This window comes from Streptomyces sp. NBC_01450 (assembly GCF_036227505.1).
Lineage (GTDB): Bacteria > Actinomycetota > Actinomycetes > Streptomycetales > Streptomycetaceae > Streptomyces.
Genome location: NZ_CP109480.1, coordinates 3,578,768 through 3,593,441, shown reverse-complemented (window position 1 = coordinate 3,593,441; position 14,674 = coordinate 3,578,768). Strand labels below are relative to the sequence as shown.

The window sequence follows — 14,674 nt, the reverse complement described above, 5'->3', positions numbered from 1 at the left end:
AACGGGGTGCACGATCACAGAACGTATGCAACCCATTGCCGGTGCTTGCGTCAAGTGACGGGGGCAGTGGTGATCAAGCCACTGCCCCCGTTGACGCCGACGCAGGGTGAGGATCCGTCAGATGATGCCACCCGCGCCACCCGCGCCGGTCGACTCCGTGCCCCCGACCGCGGCCGGCGCGAGCACCACGCCCGTCGACTTCTTGCCGCGCCGCAGTCGTCCCTCGAGCCAGCTCGCGAAGCTCGTGAGGCTGAAGTTGAGCGCGATGTAGATCAGGGCCACGACAGTGAAGCTGGCGATGGTGTTCGCGCCGTAGTACGCGCTCATCGGACCGACGGAGGCGAGCAGCTCGGGGAAGGTCAGGACCGCGCCGCCGAGCGCGGTGTCCTTCACGATCACGACGAGCTGGCTGACGATCGCCGGGAGCATCGCGGTGACCGCCTGCGGCAGCAGGATGAACCGCATGACCTGGTTCTTGCGCAGACCGACGGCCATGGCCGCCTCGGACTGCCCCTTGGGCAGCGACAGGATGCCCGCGCGGACGATCTCCGCGAGGACCGAGGAGTTGTAGAGCACCAGTCCCGTGATGACCGCGTAGAGCGGACGGTCGTCCGAGCTGATGTTCGTGTACTCGGAGTACGAGGCGACGGCGAAGATCATGAGGACCAGCACCGGGATGGCGCGGAAGAACTCCACGATCGCGGCCGCGGGTATCCGGATCCAGGCGTGGTCGGAGAGCCGGGCGATGCCGAGGACGGCGCCGAGCGGCAGGGCGATGACCATGGAGAGGGCCGCGGCCTTCAGGGTGTTCTGCAGTCCTGGCCAGAGGTACGTGCTCCAGGCCTCGCCATGGACGAAGGGCTTCCACTTCTCCCAGGCGAGCTGGTCCTTGTCGTTGAGGCTGGTGATCACCCACCACAACAGGGCCGCGAAGGCGACCAGGAACAGCGCCGAGTAGAGGATGTTGCGCCGCTTGGCGCGGGGGCCCTGGGCGTCGTACAGGACGGACGTCATCGCTTCACCGCCACCTTCTTGCCCACCCAGCCGAGGAGGAGGCCGGTCGGCAGCGTCAGACACATGAACCCGAAGGCGAAGACGGCGGAGATCGCGACGAGTTGGGCCTCGTTCTCGATCATGGACTTCATCAGGGTGGCCGCTTCGGCGACACCGATCGCGGCCGCCACCGTGGTGTTCTTCGTCAGGGCGATCAGCACGTTCGTCAGTGGACCGACGACCGAACGGAACGCCTGGGGAAGCACGACCAGAGTCAGGACCTGGGTGAAGTTCAGACCGATGGCGCGGGCCGCCTCCGCCTGCCCGACGGGCACGGTGTTGATGCCGGAGCGCAGAGCTTCACAGACGAAGGCCGAGGTGTACGCGATCAGGCCGAGCACGGCAAGCCGGAAGTTGATCGTATCGAACTTGTCCGCGCCGAGACTGACCCCGAGGGTCTGGTTGAGGCCCAGTGAGGTGAACAGGATGATCACGGTCAGCGGGATGTTCCGCACGATGTTCACGTAGGCGGTGCCGAAACCGCGCATGAGAGGCACCGGACCGACCCGCATGCCGGCCAGCAGGGTTCCCCATATGAGGGAGCCGACGGCTGAGATGACGGTGAGTTTCACCGTCATCCAGAACGCTCCCAGCAGGTCGTAACCTTGAAGAAAGTCGAACACGATTTCCCGCGCTTCCGCGTGTGGTGATGCCCGGGTGCGCCGCCCCCCCCGGGGGGGCGGCGCACCGGCGGGCCCGACATCAGCTGACGATGTTGCCGATCTTCGGAGCGGGCTCGTTCTTGTAGTTCGCCGGACCGAAGTTCTTGTCCACGGCCGTCTTCCAGGAACCGTCGGAGACCATCGCCTCAAGAGCCGTGTTGATCTTGGCCTTGAGGTCGCTGCCCTTCTTGACACCGATGCCGTAGTTCTCGTTGGTCATCTTGAAGCCGCCGAGCTTGAACTTGCCCTTGAAGGCGGCCTGTGAGGCGTAGCCGGCGAGGATCGAGTCGTCCGTCGTCAGGGCGTCGATCGCCTTGTTCTGCAGACCCGTCAGGCAGGCCGAGTACGTCGGGAGATTCTGGAGCTGGGCCTTGGGCGCCAGCTTGTCGTGCACGTTCTGCGCCGAGGTCGAACCGGTCACGGAACACAGCTTCTTGCTGTTGAGGTCCGAGGGCGACTTGATGGTGGTGTCGTCGGCGCGGATCAGCACGTCCTGGTGGGCGAGCAGGTAGGGGCCGGCGAAGTCGACCTTCTGCTGACGCTCGGGGGTGATCGAGTAGGAGGCGGCGATGAAGTCGATGTCACCGCGCGAGAGCGCGTTCTCGCGGTCGGCGCTCTTCGTTTCCCTCCACTCGATCTGGTCGGGCTTGTAGCCGAGCTTTCCGGCGACGTACGTGGCGACGTCGACGTCGAAGCCCGCGTAGCCCTGCGGGGTCTTCTGGCCGATGCCCGGCTGGTCGAACTTGATGCCGACGGTGATCTTGCCGCCGCCGCTGCTCGAGGAACCGCTGTCCTTCTTGTCGTCGGAGCCGCACGCCGTGGCGGTCACGGCGAGCGCGAGTACGACGGCCGAGGCGGCGGCGACCTTGCGGAGCTTCATGGTGAACATCCTTTGCGTGGTGAAGAGATGCGGTCAGATGCGAGTCGGATGCAGGTCTTCAGTAAGGGACCGCGGTTCGGTGACGAACGTCGGTGATGAAGGCGCGCGGGCCGTCGGTGATGAAGGCGTCCGGGCCGTCGGTGATGGAGGCGTGCGGGCCGTCAGGGATGAAGGCGCGTAGGCCGTCGGTGGTGGATGCGCGTAGGCCGTCAGTGGTGGAGGATCTTCGACAGGAAGTCCTTGGCGCGGTCGCTGCGGGGGTTGCTGAAGAACTGGTCCGGCACCGCCTCCTCGACGATGCGGCCGTCGGCCATGAAGACCACCCGGTTCGCGGCCGAACGGGCGAAGCCCATCTCATGGGTGACGACGATCATGGTCATGCCGTCGCGCGCGAGCTGCTGCATGACCTCCAGGACCTCGTTGATCATCTCGGGGTCGAGTGCCGAGGTCGGCTCGTCGAAGAGCATGACCTTGGGGTCCATCGCCAACGCCCGGGCGATCGCGACCCGTTGCTGCTGGCCGCCCGACAACTGCGCGGGGTACTTGTCCGCCTGGGTGCCCACACCCACCCGGTCGAGCAGTCCGCGGGCCTTCTCCTCGGCCGCCTTCTTCTCGGCCTTGCGGACCTTGATCTGACCCAGCATCACGTTCTCGAGCACCGTCTTGTGCGCGAAGAGGTTGAAGGACTGGAAGACCATGCCCACGTCGGCCCGCAGCCGGGCCAGCGCCTTGCCCTCGTAGGGCAGCGGCTTGCCGTCGATCGTGATGTCGCCCGAATCGATCGTCTCCAGGCGGTTGATGGTGCGGCACAGGGTGGACTTTCCGGACCCGGAGGGCCCGATGACCACGACGACCTCGCCACGTGCGATCGTCAGGTCGATGTCCTGGAGTACGTGCAACGCGCCGAAGTGCTTGTTGACGCTCTTCAGGACGACCAGGTCCTCGGTCGCGGCCACGGCATCCTTGGCCACCGATACTTCGGTCATCGCTCTGGGGCTCCGTCCTCCTCGGTTTCGGTGGACAGTAGTGACCCCGTGCGACCAGCGTCATTACATCTGAGGGGAACTTGAGCATCACGATCCGGTAGCAATCGGACACGCGTCGTAGCAGCGGTTACGTGGCCGCGTACCGGCTGGGTAACGGAAGCCCTCCGCGACCCGAAGCCTCTTGACGCCGTCGTGATGCATCGGCGTGACTTCGTTGGTGCACACGTGTGTGCGCCGCCATCCAACAGGATGAGACCGTACGACCGATGAACCGGAGGGGGCCGGAGTGAGACTGCTGCTCGTCGAGGACGACAACCACGTCGCGGCCGCCCTGTCCGCGGTGCTGGCACGGCACGGCTTCGACGTCACGCACGCCCGCAGCGGCGAGGAGGCCCTACGGGCGCTGGTCCCCGAGAGCGACGGCTTCGACGTGATCCTGCTCGACCTCGGCCTGCCCGACCAGGACGGCTACGAGGTCTGCGGCAAGATCCGCAAGCGCACCAGCACCCCGGTGATCATGGTCACCGCCCGCTCCGACGTACGGTCCCGGATCCACGGCCTCAACCTCGGCGCCGACGACTACGTGGTGAAGCCTTACGACACCGGGGAACTGCTCGCCCGTATCCACGCCGTCAGCCGGCGCACCGTCCACGACGACGCGGCGGCCACCGGCGACACCGCGCTGCGGCTCGGGCCGGTCCGTATCGAACTGCCCACCCGCCAGGTCAGCGTGGACGGATCGGTCGTCCAACTGACCCGCAAGGAGTTCGACCTGCTCGCGCTGCTCGCTCAGCGCCCCGGGGTGGTCTTCCGCCGGGAGCAGATCATCAGCGAGGTGTGGCGCACCAGTTGGGAGGGGACCGGGCGCACCCTGGAGGTGCATGTCGCGTCCCTGCGCTCCAAGCTGCGCATGCCCGCGCTGATCGAGACCGTGCGCGGCGTGGGGTATCGGCTCGTCGCTCCCACGGCGTAGCGTGCACCGGTGCGCACCCGCCTCCTTCCGCTGCTCATCGCCCTGATGGCAGCCGTGCTGCTCGCGCTCGGCATCCCGCTCGCCGTGAGCGTCGCGGCCGCCCAACAACAGCGTGTGGTCGTCGACCGCATCGACGACACGGCACGCTTCGCCGCCCTCGCGCAGTTCGTCACCGAGCAGCCGGCCGGCGGCTCCGAGGTGGGTGCGACGGACGAACGCGGGGAGACCCTGCGCAAGGAACTCGTCGCATACCACGAGGTGTACGGCATCCGCGTCGGTGTCTTCTACCGCGACCGCGACCCCATGGCCAACGCACCCGAGAACTGGTACATACCCGAGAAGGGCGAGCGGCGCGACGCCTTCAACGAGGCGCTCGTGGGCCGCCGCAGCCACGACCCGGAGCAGGTCTGGCCCTGGCAGCGCGACCGGCTCGTCGTCGCGTCCCCGGTCATCCGGGACGGTGACGTCATCGCGGTCGTGGTCACCGACTCGCCCACCGGACAGATGCGTTCGAAGATTCTGCACGGCTGGGTGATCATCGGCGTGGGCGAGGTCGCCGCGATGCTCCTCGCCCTCGGCGCGGCGCTACGGCTGACCGGCTGGGTGCTCCTGCCCGTACGCGTCCTCGACGCCACCACCCACGACATCGCGACCGGGCGGCTGAAGTCGCGGGTCGCGGTCGCGGGCGGTCCGCCGGAACTCAGGCGCCTGGCCCGGTCGTTCAACGAGATGGCGGACAACGTCGAAGACGTTCTGGAGCAGCAGCGCGCCTTCGTCGCCGACGCCTCGCACCAGTTGCGCAACCCGCTCTCGGCGCTGCTGCTGCGCATCGAACTGCTCGCGCTCGAACTGCCGGAGGACAATGAGGAGATCGCGTCGGTCCGCACCGAGGGCAAGCGCCTCGCCGAGGTCCTGGACGACCTGCTCGACCTGGCGCTCGCCGAGCACGCCGAGGCGGACCTGAGGCTGACCGACATCGGTGCGCTGACGGCCGAACGCGTCGCGTCCTGGTCACCGCTGGCCGACAGCAGGGGCGTACGCCTGACCGGTATCTGCCCGGCCACCACCGCCTGGGCCGACCCGGTCACCCTGTCCAGCGCCCTGGACGCGGTGATCGACAACGCGCTGAAGTTCACGCCCGAGGGGGAGGACGTCGAGGTGGCGGTCGCGTCGAACGGCGAGGTCTCGACGGTGGTCGTCACCGACCGCGGTCCGGGCCTCGGCGACGAGGAACTGGCCCGTATCGGCGACCGCTTCTGGCGCAGCGCCGGGCACCAGAACATCAAGGGGTCGGGCCTCGGGCTGTCCATCTCGCGGGTGCTGCTCTCGGCGGGCGGCGGCTCCATCACGTACGCCCGTCACGAGCCGCACGGCCTCAGGGTGACGGTGGCGGTACCGAGGTCGCGGCCCGAGTCGTGAGCCGGGCCGACAGGGCGGGGGAGGTGTCGCCGGGTGTGGCGGTCGGGTGCGGTGGCCGGCGCTACGGCTTGACCGAGCGGTAGTAGCGCCGGGCGCCCTCGTGCAGCGGCAGCGGATCCGTGTAGATGGCCGTGCGCAGGTCCACCAGCTGGGCCGCGTGCACCTGACCGCCGATGCGGTCGCGGCTGTCGATCACCGTACGGGTGAGCTCCTCGGTGAGCCGGGCGTCCGAGCTGTCCCGGGTGATCAGGAAGTTCGCCACCGCCAGTGTCTGCACGGACGAGCCGTGCTGGGCCTCGGGGTAGGCGTCGGCGGGCATCACCGCGGCCCGGTAGTAGCGGGAGGCGCCGCCCTGCTCGTGCAGCTTCGCGACGAGGTCGCCCGTGATCGGCACCAGCCTGATGGCGAAGTTCCTCGACAGCTGATCCACGGCGCTCGTCGGCAGTCCGCCCGACCAGAAGAACGCGTCGATCTTGTGCTCTCGGAGCAGGTCCGGCATGGTCCCGATGCCGTCCGGAAAGGGCTTGATGTCCTTCGTGGAGTCGAGCCCGGCCGCCTGCAGCACATGCTCCGCTATCAGCCTCACCCCGGAACCCTCCGGCCCCACGGCGACCTTCTTGCCCCGCAGGTCCGCCACCGACCGCACGGACGAGGAGCGCGGGACGACCAGGTGCACATAGTCGTCGTACAGCCGGGCGCAGCCGCGCAGTTGGCCCGATCCCGGCTTGTTCTCCAGGATGTACGTCTCCACCGCGTCCGCCGCCGCGATGGTGAAGTCGGCCTTGCCCGTGGCGACCCGGCGGACGTTCTCCTGCGAGCCGTCGCTGTTCTTCAGCTGGACGTCCAGGCGCGGCATGTCCTTGGCGAGCGCGGCCTGCAGGAGCGTGCCGTACTTCTGGTACACCCCGGTCGGGGTGCCCGTGCTGAACCTGATCCTGCCGCCCGGCGACTCCTCGCCCAGCGGCAGCAGCCACCACAACAGCAGCCCGAGCACCACGAACGCGGCGGCCGAGCCGAACAGCGCGCGGCGCCTGTCGATACGGGGGAGAGCCAGGAACATGCGCGCGATCCTGCCAGTCGGGGGCCGTGCTGGCCAGGGCGGGGCCGACGGGGGGTACGGCATCGGCTCGGTAAGGTCGGTGGATGCAGCTTTCGCCCGACTCCTCGACCCCCTCCGGCACTTCTCCCGTTCCCTCCCCCGCTTCTCTGGTCCGTGAGTTCCACCTCGCCTTCGGGCTCGACGCGCGCAGCACGCCGACGGAGGTCTCCCCGGCGCTCGCCGCCCACCGCGGTGAACTGCTCGCAGAGGAGGCCGCCGAAGTCGCCGAGGTCGCGGTCTCGGGCCCGCTGGACCGGCTGGCGCACGAACTGGCCGATGTCGTGTATGTGGCGTACGGCACCGCGCTCGTCCACGGCATCGACCTCGACGCGGTGATCGCCGAGGTCCACCGCTCCAACATGACGAAGCTGGGCCCCGACGGCCGCGTCGCCCGCCGGGCCGACGGCAAGGTCCTCAAGGGGGAGCACTACCGGGCGCCGGATGTGTCGGAGGTGCTGCGGGGTCAGGGGTGGAGGGGCGCGGACGTGTGACGCCCGCCCTGCTCAGTCCGGTACGGCCGTCTGCTGTCGCGCCTCGCCCGCCCGTTCCGGTTCCGGTTCCGTTCCAGCTTCCGCCTCGGGCGGCCGCTCCGCGACGTTCCGGCGTTCCGGGGTGACGCCGAACCGACCGCCGAACCGCGTCGTGAGCCGTTCGGCCAGCGGCTGGGTGTAACGGGCGGTGAGCGGGCCGAGTACGACCAGGATCAGCACGTACGCCGTGGCCAGCGGGCCGAGTGAGGGCTCGATGCCGGCCGTGACCGCGAGCCCGGCGATGACGATGGAGAACTCGCCGCGCGCGACCAGCGCACCGCCCGCCCGCCACCGGCCACCCACGGAGATACCGGCCCGGCGCGCCGCCCAGTACCCCGTGGCGATCTTCGTCAGGGCCGTGACGACGGCCAGCGCGAGCGCGGGCAGCAGCACCGGCGGGATGCTCGCCGGGTCGGTGTGCAGCCCGAAGAAGACGAAGAAAATGGCGGCGAAGAGGTCCCGCAACGGGCTGAGCAGCGTGTGCGCGCCCTCCGCGACCTCTCCGGACAGGGCGATGCCGACCAGGAACGCACCGACGGCGGCGGACACCTGGAGCTGCTGCGCGATGCCTGCGACGAGGATCGTCAGGCCCAGCACGACGAGCAGCAGCTTCTCGGGGTCGTCGCTGGAGACGAAGCGGGAGATGACACGGCCGTAGCGGACGGCCACGAACAGGACGAGTCCGGCGGCTCCCAGGGCGATCGCGAGCGTCACACTGCCCGCGGCCAGTCCGACCCCGGCCACCAGCGCGGTGACGATGGGCAGGTAGACCGCCATGGCCAGGTCCTCCAGGACGAGGATGCTGAGGATCACCGGTGTCTCCCGGTTGCCCACCCGCCCCAGGTCGCCCAGCACCTTGGCGATGACGCCGGACGAGGAGATCCAGGTGACGCCGGCCAGGACCACGGCGGCCACCGGACCCCAGCCCAGCAGCAGCGCGGCGGCCGCGCCGGGCAGGGCGTTGAGGGCACAGTCGACCAGGCCCGAGGGGTAGTGGGCCTTGAGGTTGGAGACCAGATCGCTGGCCGTGTACTCCAGGCCGAGCATCAGCAGGAGCAGGATGACGCCGATCTCGGCGCCGGTCGCGACGAACTCCTCGCTCGCGCCGAGGGGGAGCAGCCCGCCCTCGCCGAAGGCGAGACCGGCCAGCAGATACAGCGGGATGGGGGAGAACCGCAGCCGGGCGGCGGCCCTCCCGAGCAGGCCGAGACAGAGGATGATGGCGCCGAACTCGATCAGCAGCACAGCGGAGTGCACGCGCTCACTCCCGTCCGAGTATCGCGGCGGCGCCGTCGACGCCTTCGCGGGTGCCGACGACGATCAGGGTGTCCCCGCCCGCCAGCCGGAAATCCGGGGTCGGGGAGGGGATGGCCTCGGCGCGGCGCAGCACCGCCACCACGGACGCGCCGGTCTCGGTCCGCATCCGGGTCTCGCCCAGCACCCGGCCGTTCCAGCGGGAGGTCGCGGCGATCTCGATGCGCTCGGCGATCAGCCCGAGGTCGGTGGTGTAGAGCAGGCTCGGGCTGTGATGGGAGGGCTTCAGCGCGTCGATCAGCGAGGCCGCCTCGCCGCTCGTCAGCCGCAGCGACTGGGCGCACGAGTCGGGGTCGTCGGCGCGGTACACGCTCACGGTGCGGGCGCCGTCGCGGTGCGCCACCACCGACAGGTGGCGCTGTTCGCGCGTCATGAGGTCGTACTGGACCCCGATGCCCGGCAGTGGCGTCGCCCGAAGGCGTGGCGTGGACATGCTCTCCCCTTGCTCGTCGAGTCGATTGCTCATCGAGTCGTGTCGTTCATCGAGTCGTGTCGCTCATCGATCCGTGGTCTTGCATCCCGTGCACAGTGGTCTTGCATCCCGTGCAAAACGGTCATGCTGCCATCTCCCCGTACGGTGGCGACATGGGTGCTGGCACGGATGGACACGACCGCTCGACAGGCGCGAGGCTGACCGGGGCAGCGGCGTCGCCGCAGCTCGGAGGGTTGGGCGGGCCTGGAGGATCCGGAGGGGTCGATGGAGCGGGAAGGGACGGACTGGGGAACGTGTCGCTGTTCCGTCGGATCTTCCTGCTCAACGCCGCGGGCCTGACCGTGGCCACCGCGCTGCTGCTGGGCCCGGTGACCGTGTCGACGCCGATACTGCCGGGCGAGGTGCTGGTCGTCGTCGCGGGGCTGGCCATGCTGCTCGTCGTCAACGCGCTCGTCCTGCGGATAGGACTGGCCCCGCTGCAACGGCTCGGCCGGGCCATGGCCACCGCCGACCTGCTGCATCCCGGGGCCCGGGCACCCGTCACCGGCCCCGCGGAGGTCGCGGGGCTGATCACCACGTACAACACCATGCTCGACCGGCTGGAGACCGAGCGCGCCACCAGCTCGGCCCGCGCGCTCTCCGTGCAGGAGGGCGAGCGCCGGCGCGTCTCACAGGAACTCCACGACGAGGTGGGCCAGACCCTGACCGCCGTGCTGCTGCAGCTCAAGCGGGTCGCCGACCAGGCGCCCGGGGAACTACGGGAGGAAGTACGCCAGGCGCAGGAGGCGACCCGCGGCAGCCTGGACGAGATCCGCCGCATCGCGCGCCGACTGCGCCCCGGTGTCCTGGAGGAACTCGGCCTGCACAGCGCGCTGCGGTCACTGGCGGCCGAGTTCACCACACACGGACTGTCCGTACGCCACCACGTCGACGGCGATCTGCCGCCGCTGAGCGAGGAGACGGAACTCGTGGTCTACCGGGTGGCTCAGGAAGGGCTCACCAACACGGCCCGGCACGCGGGCGCCGATCGCGCGGAACTCCGGTTGCGCCGAGTCGGCGGCGGGGACGGCGACGACGGTGTCGAGCTCCTCATCCGGGACAACGGCAGGGGCCCCGGCCGGCTGCGGGAAGGGGCGGGAATCAGCGGCATGCGGGAGCGGGCCCTGCTGATCGGCGCCACGCTCTCGGTCGAGGCGGGGCCGGGGGCGGGCACCGACGTACGGCTGCGCATCTCGACGAAGACCGGCACACCGCCCCGGCTCCGCGCCGCGACCGCTTTCGGAGGAGATCGATGACGTCCGTGCCTGACCAGCAGCCTGGCGGGGGTCGGCCCACCAGGGTTCTGCTCGCCGACGACCACACGCTCGTGCGCCGCGGCGTACGGCTCATCTTGGACGGCGAACCGGACCTGACCGTGGTGGCCGAGGCGGGGGACGGTGCCGAAGCGGTCGCCCGGGCCCGCGACACGGACGTGGACCTCGCCGTCCTCGACATCGCGATGCCGCGGATGACCGGGTTGCAGGCGGCCCGCGAACTCTCCCGCCGCCTGCCCGACCTACGCATTCTCATCCTGACGATGTACGACAACGAGCAGTACTTCTTCGAGGCGCTCAAGGCCGGGGCCTGCGGTTACGTACTCAAGTCGGTCGCCGACCGCGACCTGGTCGAGGCCTGTCGGGCGGCGATGCGCGACGAGCCGTTCATCTATCCCGGCGCCGAGACCGCGCTCGTACGCACCTACCTGGAGCGGATGCGGCGCGGTGAGGGACTGCCCGCGCGAACCGTCACCGACCGCGAGGAGGAGGTGCTCAAGCTGGTCGCCGAGGGCCATACGACGAAGGAGATCGCCGAACTGCTCTACATCAGTGCCAAGACCGTGGAGAGCCACCGGGCGAATCTGCTGCAGAAGCTCGGACTGCGCGACCGCCTCGAACTCACCCGGTACGCGATCAGGGCCGGGCTCATCGAGCCGTGACCGGCGCTGGACTCATGGAGCCGTGACCGGGGTCGGGCTCATGGAGTCGTCGTCCGGCCCGGTTCCAGTTCCAGGGCCGGTGTCCGGCGTCCGGCGCTCCAGTTTCCGGGCCAGCCGCTCCTCCAGTCGTGCCCGGCACTGTGGCCATTCCTCGGCGATGACGGAGAAGATCGCCGAGTCGCGCAGCCGGCCGCTCTCGCCCGGTGCCCAGGACCTGGACCAGTTCCGCAGCACCACGCCCCAGCTTTCGAAGGCGTGCCGGAACAGCAGGAGCTTGGCCTCGGTGTTCAGCCCCGTTCCCTGGGCCGAGGCCGCGAGCCAGGTGAAACCGACCTCGATCGCGGAGAGCCGGTCCTCCGCCAGCCATGAGCGCGGATCCCAGTAGGCCGTGACGCCGACCGCCTGTCCCGAGGCCCGCTCCACCTGCGCGTACGGGGCGAGCGTCCCCGCCGGCACGGGCCAGCTGTGCCTCGACGTACGCGCCGGTCTCGGCCGCCCGGGCGCGCCGCCCACCCGAACCTGGGCATGGAGAGGGCCGACCCGTGCCCGGGCCGGCCCTCTCGTGGCTGCGCCGTCGGATCACTTCACCATCACGGTGATGGTCGGCGAGACGACCTTGCCCGCCATGACCCGAATCTGCTCCTTGCCCTTGGTGTTGAGCTTGGTGGTCAGGGAGTAGCTGCTGCCGTTCTTGAGCGCGGTGCTGGACTTCAGGGCGGTCCACTTACCGTTGTGCAGGTGCAGCAGCACCACCTTGGTGCCGACCTTCACTCCCTTGGTGCGTCCGGTGAACGTCACCGACTGCCCGGCTTTCACCTGGCTCTTGTTCACCCTGGCAGTGATCGAGACGGCGGCCATGGGCGAGCGGCTGGCGCTGCCGGTCTTGGTCGGTTTGGCGGTGCCGGTTGTGTGGGGCTTGGTGGTGTCGGTCGTGTGCGGCTTCGCGCTGCCGGTCGTGCTCGGATTCGGTGCGGCGGCGCTCGAGGACGCGGCGAAGGCACCGACCGTCCCGGCCGACAGCAGAGTGACGGAGAGCGCGCCGGCGCCGATCGCCTTGGCGCAGCGGCTGCGGAGTGTGGAATTCACGTGCGACTCCTGACGTGACGGATTCCCCCACAAACGAATCTCGCCCGTATGGGCGAATTGTTCGCTTTTGAGGTTATCCACGTCACTGCCGAGCCTGCGACCGGGCGGACGCCCCACGTCTGTGCGAAAAGCACTGGAAAACCCTCATCATCCGACAAAACGCCTGGTGGTCGGGGCTTGCGGAGGGTTACCAACTTCTTACCCATCGTCCATCGCGGCTCGGCCCGGCCGCCCTTGTCAGGAGCGGGGGCGCATGTCCCCGCCGTACACCGTGCGGTAGTCCGGGACGGCGATGCGGCTCGCCGGAGACTCCCGGTGCACCTGGGCGAGAAAGCCGTCCAGGTCCACCGACGGGTCGCGGCGCGGGGGCTCGCCCAGCGGCTCCTCGAAGTTGTCCCAGTGGACGGGTACGACGACGTCGGGGCCGCCGAGGGCACGGAGCAGCCGGGACACGTAGCGGTGCGTGGCGGTGCTGGAAGGGACGGCGACCATGGCGAGATCGGGGCGGAGTCCCTGGACCGCCCGCTCGGAGAAGTCGCTGGCGCCCATCAGGAACATCGACGGACCGCCGTTCCCGGCCGTCACCTGGAAGGCGAGCGTGTCGCCCTCCGGCAGGTCCGCGACGGTCCTCGGAGGCGCCGCGGGCGGGGTGGTGAGCGTGCCCGGGGCGAAGTAGGAGTACTTGTTGTTGCGGCTGTGCAGGCTCGCCGCGACCTCGACGGTGATGCCGCCGAAGTCCAGCACCTCGCCGCCCTTCACCACGGAGATCTGCCCCGGGTCGACGCCGAACGCGACCAGCAGGTGGTAAGTGGTCTCCGTGCCGACGACGCGGGCGCCGGTGGACTTGGCGATGTACGGCACGTCGGCGATGTGGTCCCAGTGGGAGTGGCTGACCAGGACGAGTTCGGGGGCTCCGATGTGTTCCCGTACCAGCTCGGGATCGGTGCTCAGCTCCGTGTCCGCGCGGAAGGCGCCGTCGAACAGACCGGTCTTGAACCGGGTGAGGTACGGGTCGAAGAGCACGGTCCGGTCGTCGACGTCGATGCGCCAGCCGGAGGTGCCCAGCCAGCGTAAGGACGCCGACGCCGACGCCGACGCCGAAGCCGAAGCCGAAGCCGATGGCGATGGCGATGGCGATGGCGTCGCTGTCGTCGATGCGACGGCCGTGGCCGTCGCAGGGGGAAGGAGTGGGGTGACCGCGCCGAGCGCGGCACCGCGCAGCAGGCCGCGTCGGCCGAGCATCGGGTCTCTCTGTGTGTCTGTGGTGTCGCTCATGTCGTCAGCAGATCAGGGGCCGACCGCCTGCGTCCAAGATTGAAACGGCCCCTGCGCGATATGCGAGCGCATATGAGACCTGGTCAGAGCCCCTTGTTCCGCAAGAAGTCGACGGCGATTCCGGCTGCGGCGCCGATCGCGGCGTCCACCGTCGGGCGGCCGGCGGTCAGTTCGCGGGTACGGGCGAAGACGGAGATCGCGTAGCACCCGCCGTCGGGATACCGGACCACTCCCGTCTCCATGTGCAGCCCCGGCAGGGTCCCGGTCTTGGCCGCGATCGTCACGTCGTCGGGGAATCCCGACACCAGCCGGTGCCGGAAGACCTGACGACTCATCAAGTCGCGTACACGGGCGCAGGCTTCCGGAGAACCCGCTTCGTCACGCCAGATCAGGCGCAGCAGTTCGCTGGTCTCCCGGGGCGTACTCGCGTTGGTGCGCAGGGGATCCAGTACGGCCATCCGTCTCTTGCGGTCGTCCGGCAAGGAGGGGTACCGGACGGCGAACTCCCGCTCGTCGCCCGCCCCGACCTCGGCGAGCATCGACTCGAGCACGTCACGAGGGCCGCCCACGATCCTGGTCCGGTCGAGCCCGAGCTCCTTGGCGAGCAGCCGTACGGTGTCCAGCCCGACCCGGTCCAGCAGCAGATCCGCCGCCGCGTTGTCGCTGACCGACATCGCGAAGAAGGCCAGATCGCGCAACGACAGCTCGACGTCGTCCGCGCAGCCCGCCGTGCCCCAGCCGCCGAGCCGGTCGGCCGCCGTCACCCGTACCCGTTCCCGGGGATCGAGCTGCCCGGCCGCCACCTGCCGGGCGAACTCCAGGACCAGCAGCACCTTGAAGATCGAGGCGATCACGACGGGTTCGTCCGCGCCGACGGCCACCTCCCGCACGTCACCCGGCGGCCGGGCGTCGACGGGGACCGCGTGCAGGAGGCACTCGGCGCCCGCTCCCGCGAAAACCTCGCGGATCCGCTCCTCGACCACTTGTTC

General features: G+C 69.6%; 15 protein-coding genes and 1 pseudogene. 5 read left to right on the top strand and 11 right to left on the bottom strand.

All coding sequences use genetic code 11. The features are described 5' to 3' along the window. Window positions 1-117: 117 nt before the first annotated feature. The 4 genes from OG568_RS16035 to OG568_RS16020 form a co-directional block, all read right to left on the bottom strand. Complete coding sequence (locus OG568_RS16035) at window positions 118-1,014, bottom strand: amino acid ABC transporter permease (protein ID WP_329532074.1); 897 nt, start codon at window positions 1,012-1,014, stop codon at window positions 118-120. Then, window positions 1,011-1,676 (bottom strand): amino acid ABC transporter permease, encoded by a 666-nt coding sequence (locus OG568_RS16030; RefSeq protein ID WP_266586451.1) that lies wholly within the window; start codon window positions 1,674-1,676, stop codon window positions 1,011-1,013. The genes OG568_RS16035 and OG568_RS16030 overlap by 4 nt, the downstream gene beginning before the upstream one ends. 79 nt (window positions 1,677-1,755) lie before the next feature. After that, complete coding sequence (locus tag OG568_RS16025) at window positions 1,756-2,595, bottom strand: glutamate ABC transporter substrate-binding protein (RefSeq protein ID WP_329532073.1); 840 nt, start codon at window positions 2,593-2,595, stop codon at window positions 1,756-1,758. A gap of 209 nt (window positions 2,596-2,804) precedes the next feature. Beyond that, window positions 2,805-3,581, bottom strand: a complete 777-nt coding sequence (locus OG568_RS16020) for an amino acid ABC transporter ATP-binding protein (protein WP_266430398.1) — start codon at window positions 3,579-3,581, stop codon at window positions 2,805-2,807. A 286-nt stretch (window positions 3,582-3,867) separates the two neighbouring features. Here OG568_RS16020 and OG568_RS16015 point away from each other — a divergent pair, with 286 nt between their 5' ends. Both OG568_RS16015 and OG568_RS16010 read left to right on the top strand, forming a co-directional pair. Then, on the top strand, window positions 3,868-4,554 hold the full coding sequence (locus OG568_RS16015) for a response regulator transcription factor (RefSeq protein WP_329363591.1): 687 nt from the start codon (window positions 3,868-3,870) through the stop codon (window positions 4,552-4,554). 9 nt (window positions 4,555-4,563) lie between these two features. Continuing rightward, complete coding sequence (locus OG568_RS16010; RefSeq protein ID WP_329532072.1) at window positions 4,564-5,973, top strand: sensor histidine kinase; 1,410 nt, start codon at window positions 4,564-4,566, stop codon at window positions 5,971-5,973. Between the two features lie 61 nt (window positions 5,974-6,034). On the opposite strand, the gene OG568_RS16005 is transcribed toward OG568_RS16010, so the two are convergent. Beyond that, window positions 6,035-7,033: a TAXI family TRAP transporter solute-binding subunit gene (locus tag OG568_RS16005; protein WP_266430390.1), complete on the bottom strand. Its 999-nt coding sequence runs from the start codon at window positions 7,031-7,033 to the stop codon at window positions 6,035-6,037. 83 nt (window positions 7,034-7,116) lie between these two features. Here OG568_RS16005 and OG568_RS16000 point away from each other — a divergent pair, with 83 nt between their 5' ends. After that, a complete protein-coding gene (locus OG568_RS16000; RefSeq protein WP_266430387.1) occupies window positions 7,117-7,563 on the top strand; it encodes a MazG nucleotide pyrophosphohydrolase domain-containing protein in 447 nt (148 codons plus the stop codon). Between the two features lie 12 nt (window positions 7,564-7,575). Here the strand turns inward: OG568_RS16000 and OG568_RS15995 are convergent, their stop codons facing one another. Continuing rightward, window positions 7,576-8,859 carry a cation:proton antiporter gene (locus OG568_RS15995; protein ID WP_329532071.1) on the bottom strand — a complete coding sequence of 428 codons (1,284 nt, stop codon included), beginning with the start codon at window positions 8,857-8,859 and terminating at the stop codon, window positions 7,576-7,578. A 4-nt stretch (window positions 8,860-8,863) separates the two neighbouring features. After that, window positions 8,864-9,349, bottom strand: a complete 486-nt coding sequence (locus OG568_RS15990; protein ID WP_054229957.1) for a cation:proton antiporter regulatory subunit — start codon at window positions 9,347-9,349, stop codon at window positions 8,864-8,866. Between the two features lie 293 nt (window positions 9,350-9,642). Here OG568_RS15990 and OG568_RS15985 point away from each other — a divergent pair, with 293 nt between their 5' ends. Both OG568_RS15985 and OG568_RS15980 read left to right on the top strand, forming a co-directional pair. Next, complete coding sequence (locus OG568_RS15985; RefSeq protein WP_329532070.1) at window positions 9,643-10,644, top strand: sensor histidine kinase; 1,002 nt, start codon at window positions 9,643-9,645, stop codon at window positions 10,642-10,644. After that, the gene (locus OG568_RS15980; protein ID WP_329532069.1) at window positions 10,641-11,324 is read left to right on the top strand and encodes a response regulator transcription factor; all 684 of its coding nucleotides are present in this window, start codon (window positions 10,641-10,643) and stop codon (window positions 11,322-11,324) included. The genes OG568_RS15985 and OG568_RS15980 overlap by 4 nt, the downstream gene beginning before the upstream one ends. Before the next feature lie 12 nt (window positions 11,325-11,336). Here the strand turns inward: OG568_RS15980 and OG568_RS15975 are convergent. The 4 genes and pseudogenes from OG568_RS15975 to OG568_RS15960 form a co-directional block, all read right to left on the bottom strand. Beyond that, a pseudogene (locus OG568_RS15975) lies at window positions 11,337-11,823 on the bottom strand (GNAT family N-acetyltransferase); the annotation flags it as partial. Window positions 11,824-11,903: 80 nt separating this feature from the next. Beyond that, window positions 11,904-12,410, bottom strand: a complete 507-nt coding sequence (locus tag OG568_RS15970) for a hypothetical protein (protein WP_329532068.1) — start codon at window positions 12,408-12,410, stop codon at window positions 11,904-11,906. A gap of 237 nt (window positions 12,411-12,647) precedes the next feature. Continuing rightward, window positions 12,648-13,685: an MBL fold metallo-hydrolase gene (locus OG568_RS15965; protein ID WP_329532067.1), complete on the bottom strand. Its 1,038-nt coding sequence runs from the start codon at window positions 13,683-13,685 to the stop codon at window positions 12,648-12,650. Between the two features lie 83 nt (window positions 13,686-13,768). Beyond that, a complete protein-coding gene (locus OG568_RS15960) occupies window positions 13,769-14,668 on the bottom strand; it encodes a serine hydrolase (protein ID WP_329532066.1) in 900 nt (299 codons plus the stop codon). Window positions 14,669-14,674: the final 6 nt, after the last annotated feature.

Excerpts from the sequence above, each read along its gene's own strand:
- OG568_RS16035 (WP_329532074.1), bottom strand. The coding sequence starts at position 1,014 with ATGACGTCCGTCCTGTACGACGCCCAGGGCCCCCGCGCCAAGCGGCGC.
- OG568_RS15965 (WP_329532067.1), bottom strand. The coding sequence starts at position 13,685 with ATGAGCGACACCACAGACACACAGAGAGACCCGATGCTCGGCCGACGC.
- OG568_RS16025 (WP_329532073.1), bottom strand. The coding sequence starts at position 2,595 with ATGAAGCTCCGCAAGGTCGCCGCCGCCTCGGCCGTCGTACTCGCGCTC.
- OG568_RS16000 (WP_266430387.1), top strand. The coding sequence starts at position 7,117 with ATGCAGCTTTCGCCCGACTCCTCGACCCCCTCCGGCACTTCTCCCGTT.
- OG568_RS15980 (WP_329532069.1), top strand. The coding sequence starts at position 10,641 with ATGACGTCCGTGCCTGACCAGCAGCCTGGCGGGGGTCGGCCCACCAGG.
- OG568_RS15990 (WP_054229957.1), bottom strand. The coding sequence starts at position 9,349 with ATGTCCACGCCACGCCTTCGGGCGACGCCACTGCCGGGCATCGGGGTC.
- OG568_RS16005 (WP_266430390.1), bottom strand. The coding sequence starts at position 7,033 with ATGTTCCTGGCTCTCCCCCGTATCGACAGGCGCCGCGCGCTGTTCGGC.
- OG568_RS16020 (WP_266430398.1), bottom strand. The coding sequence starts at position 3,581 with ATGACCGAAGTATCGGTGGCCAAGGATGCCGTGGCCGCGACCGAGGAC.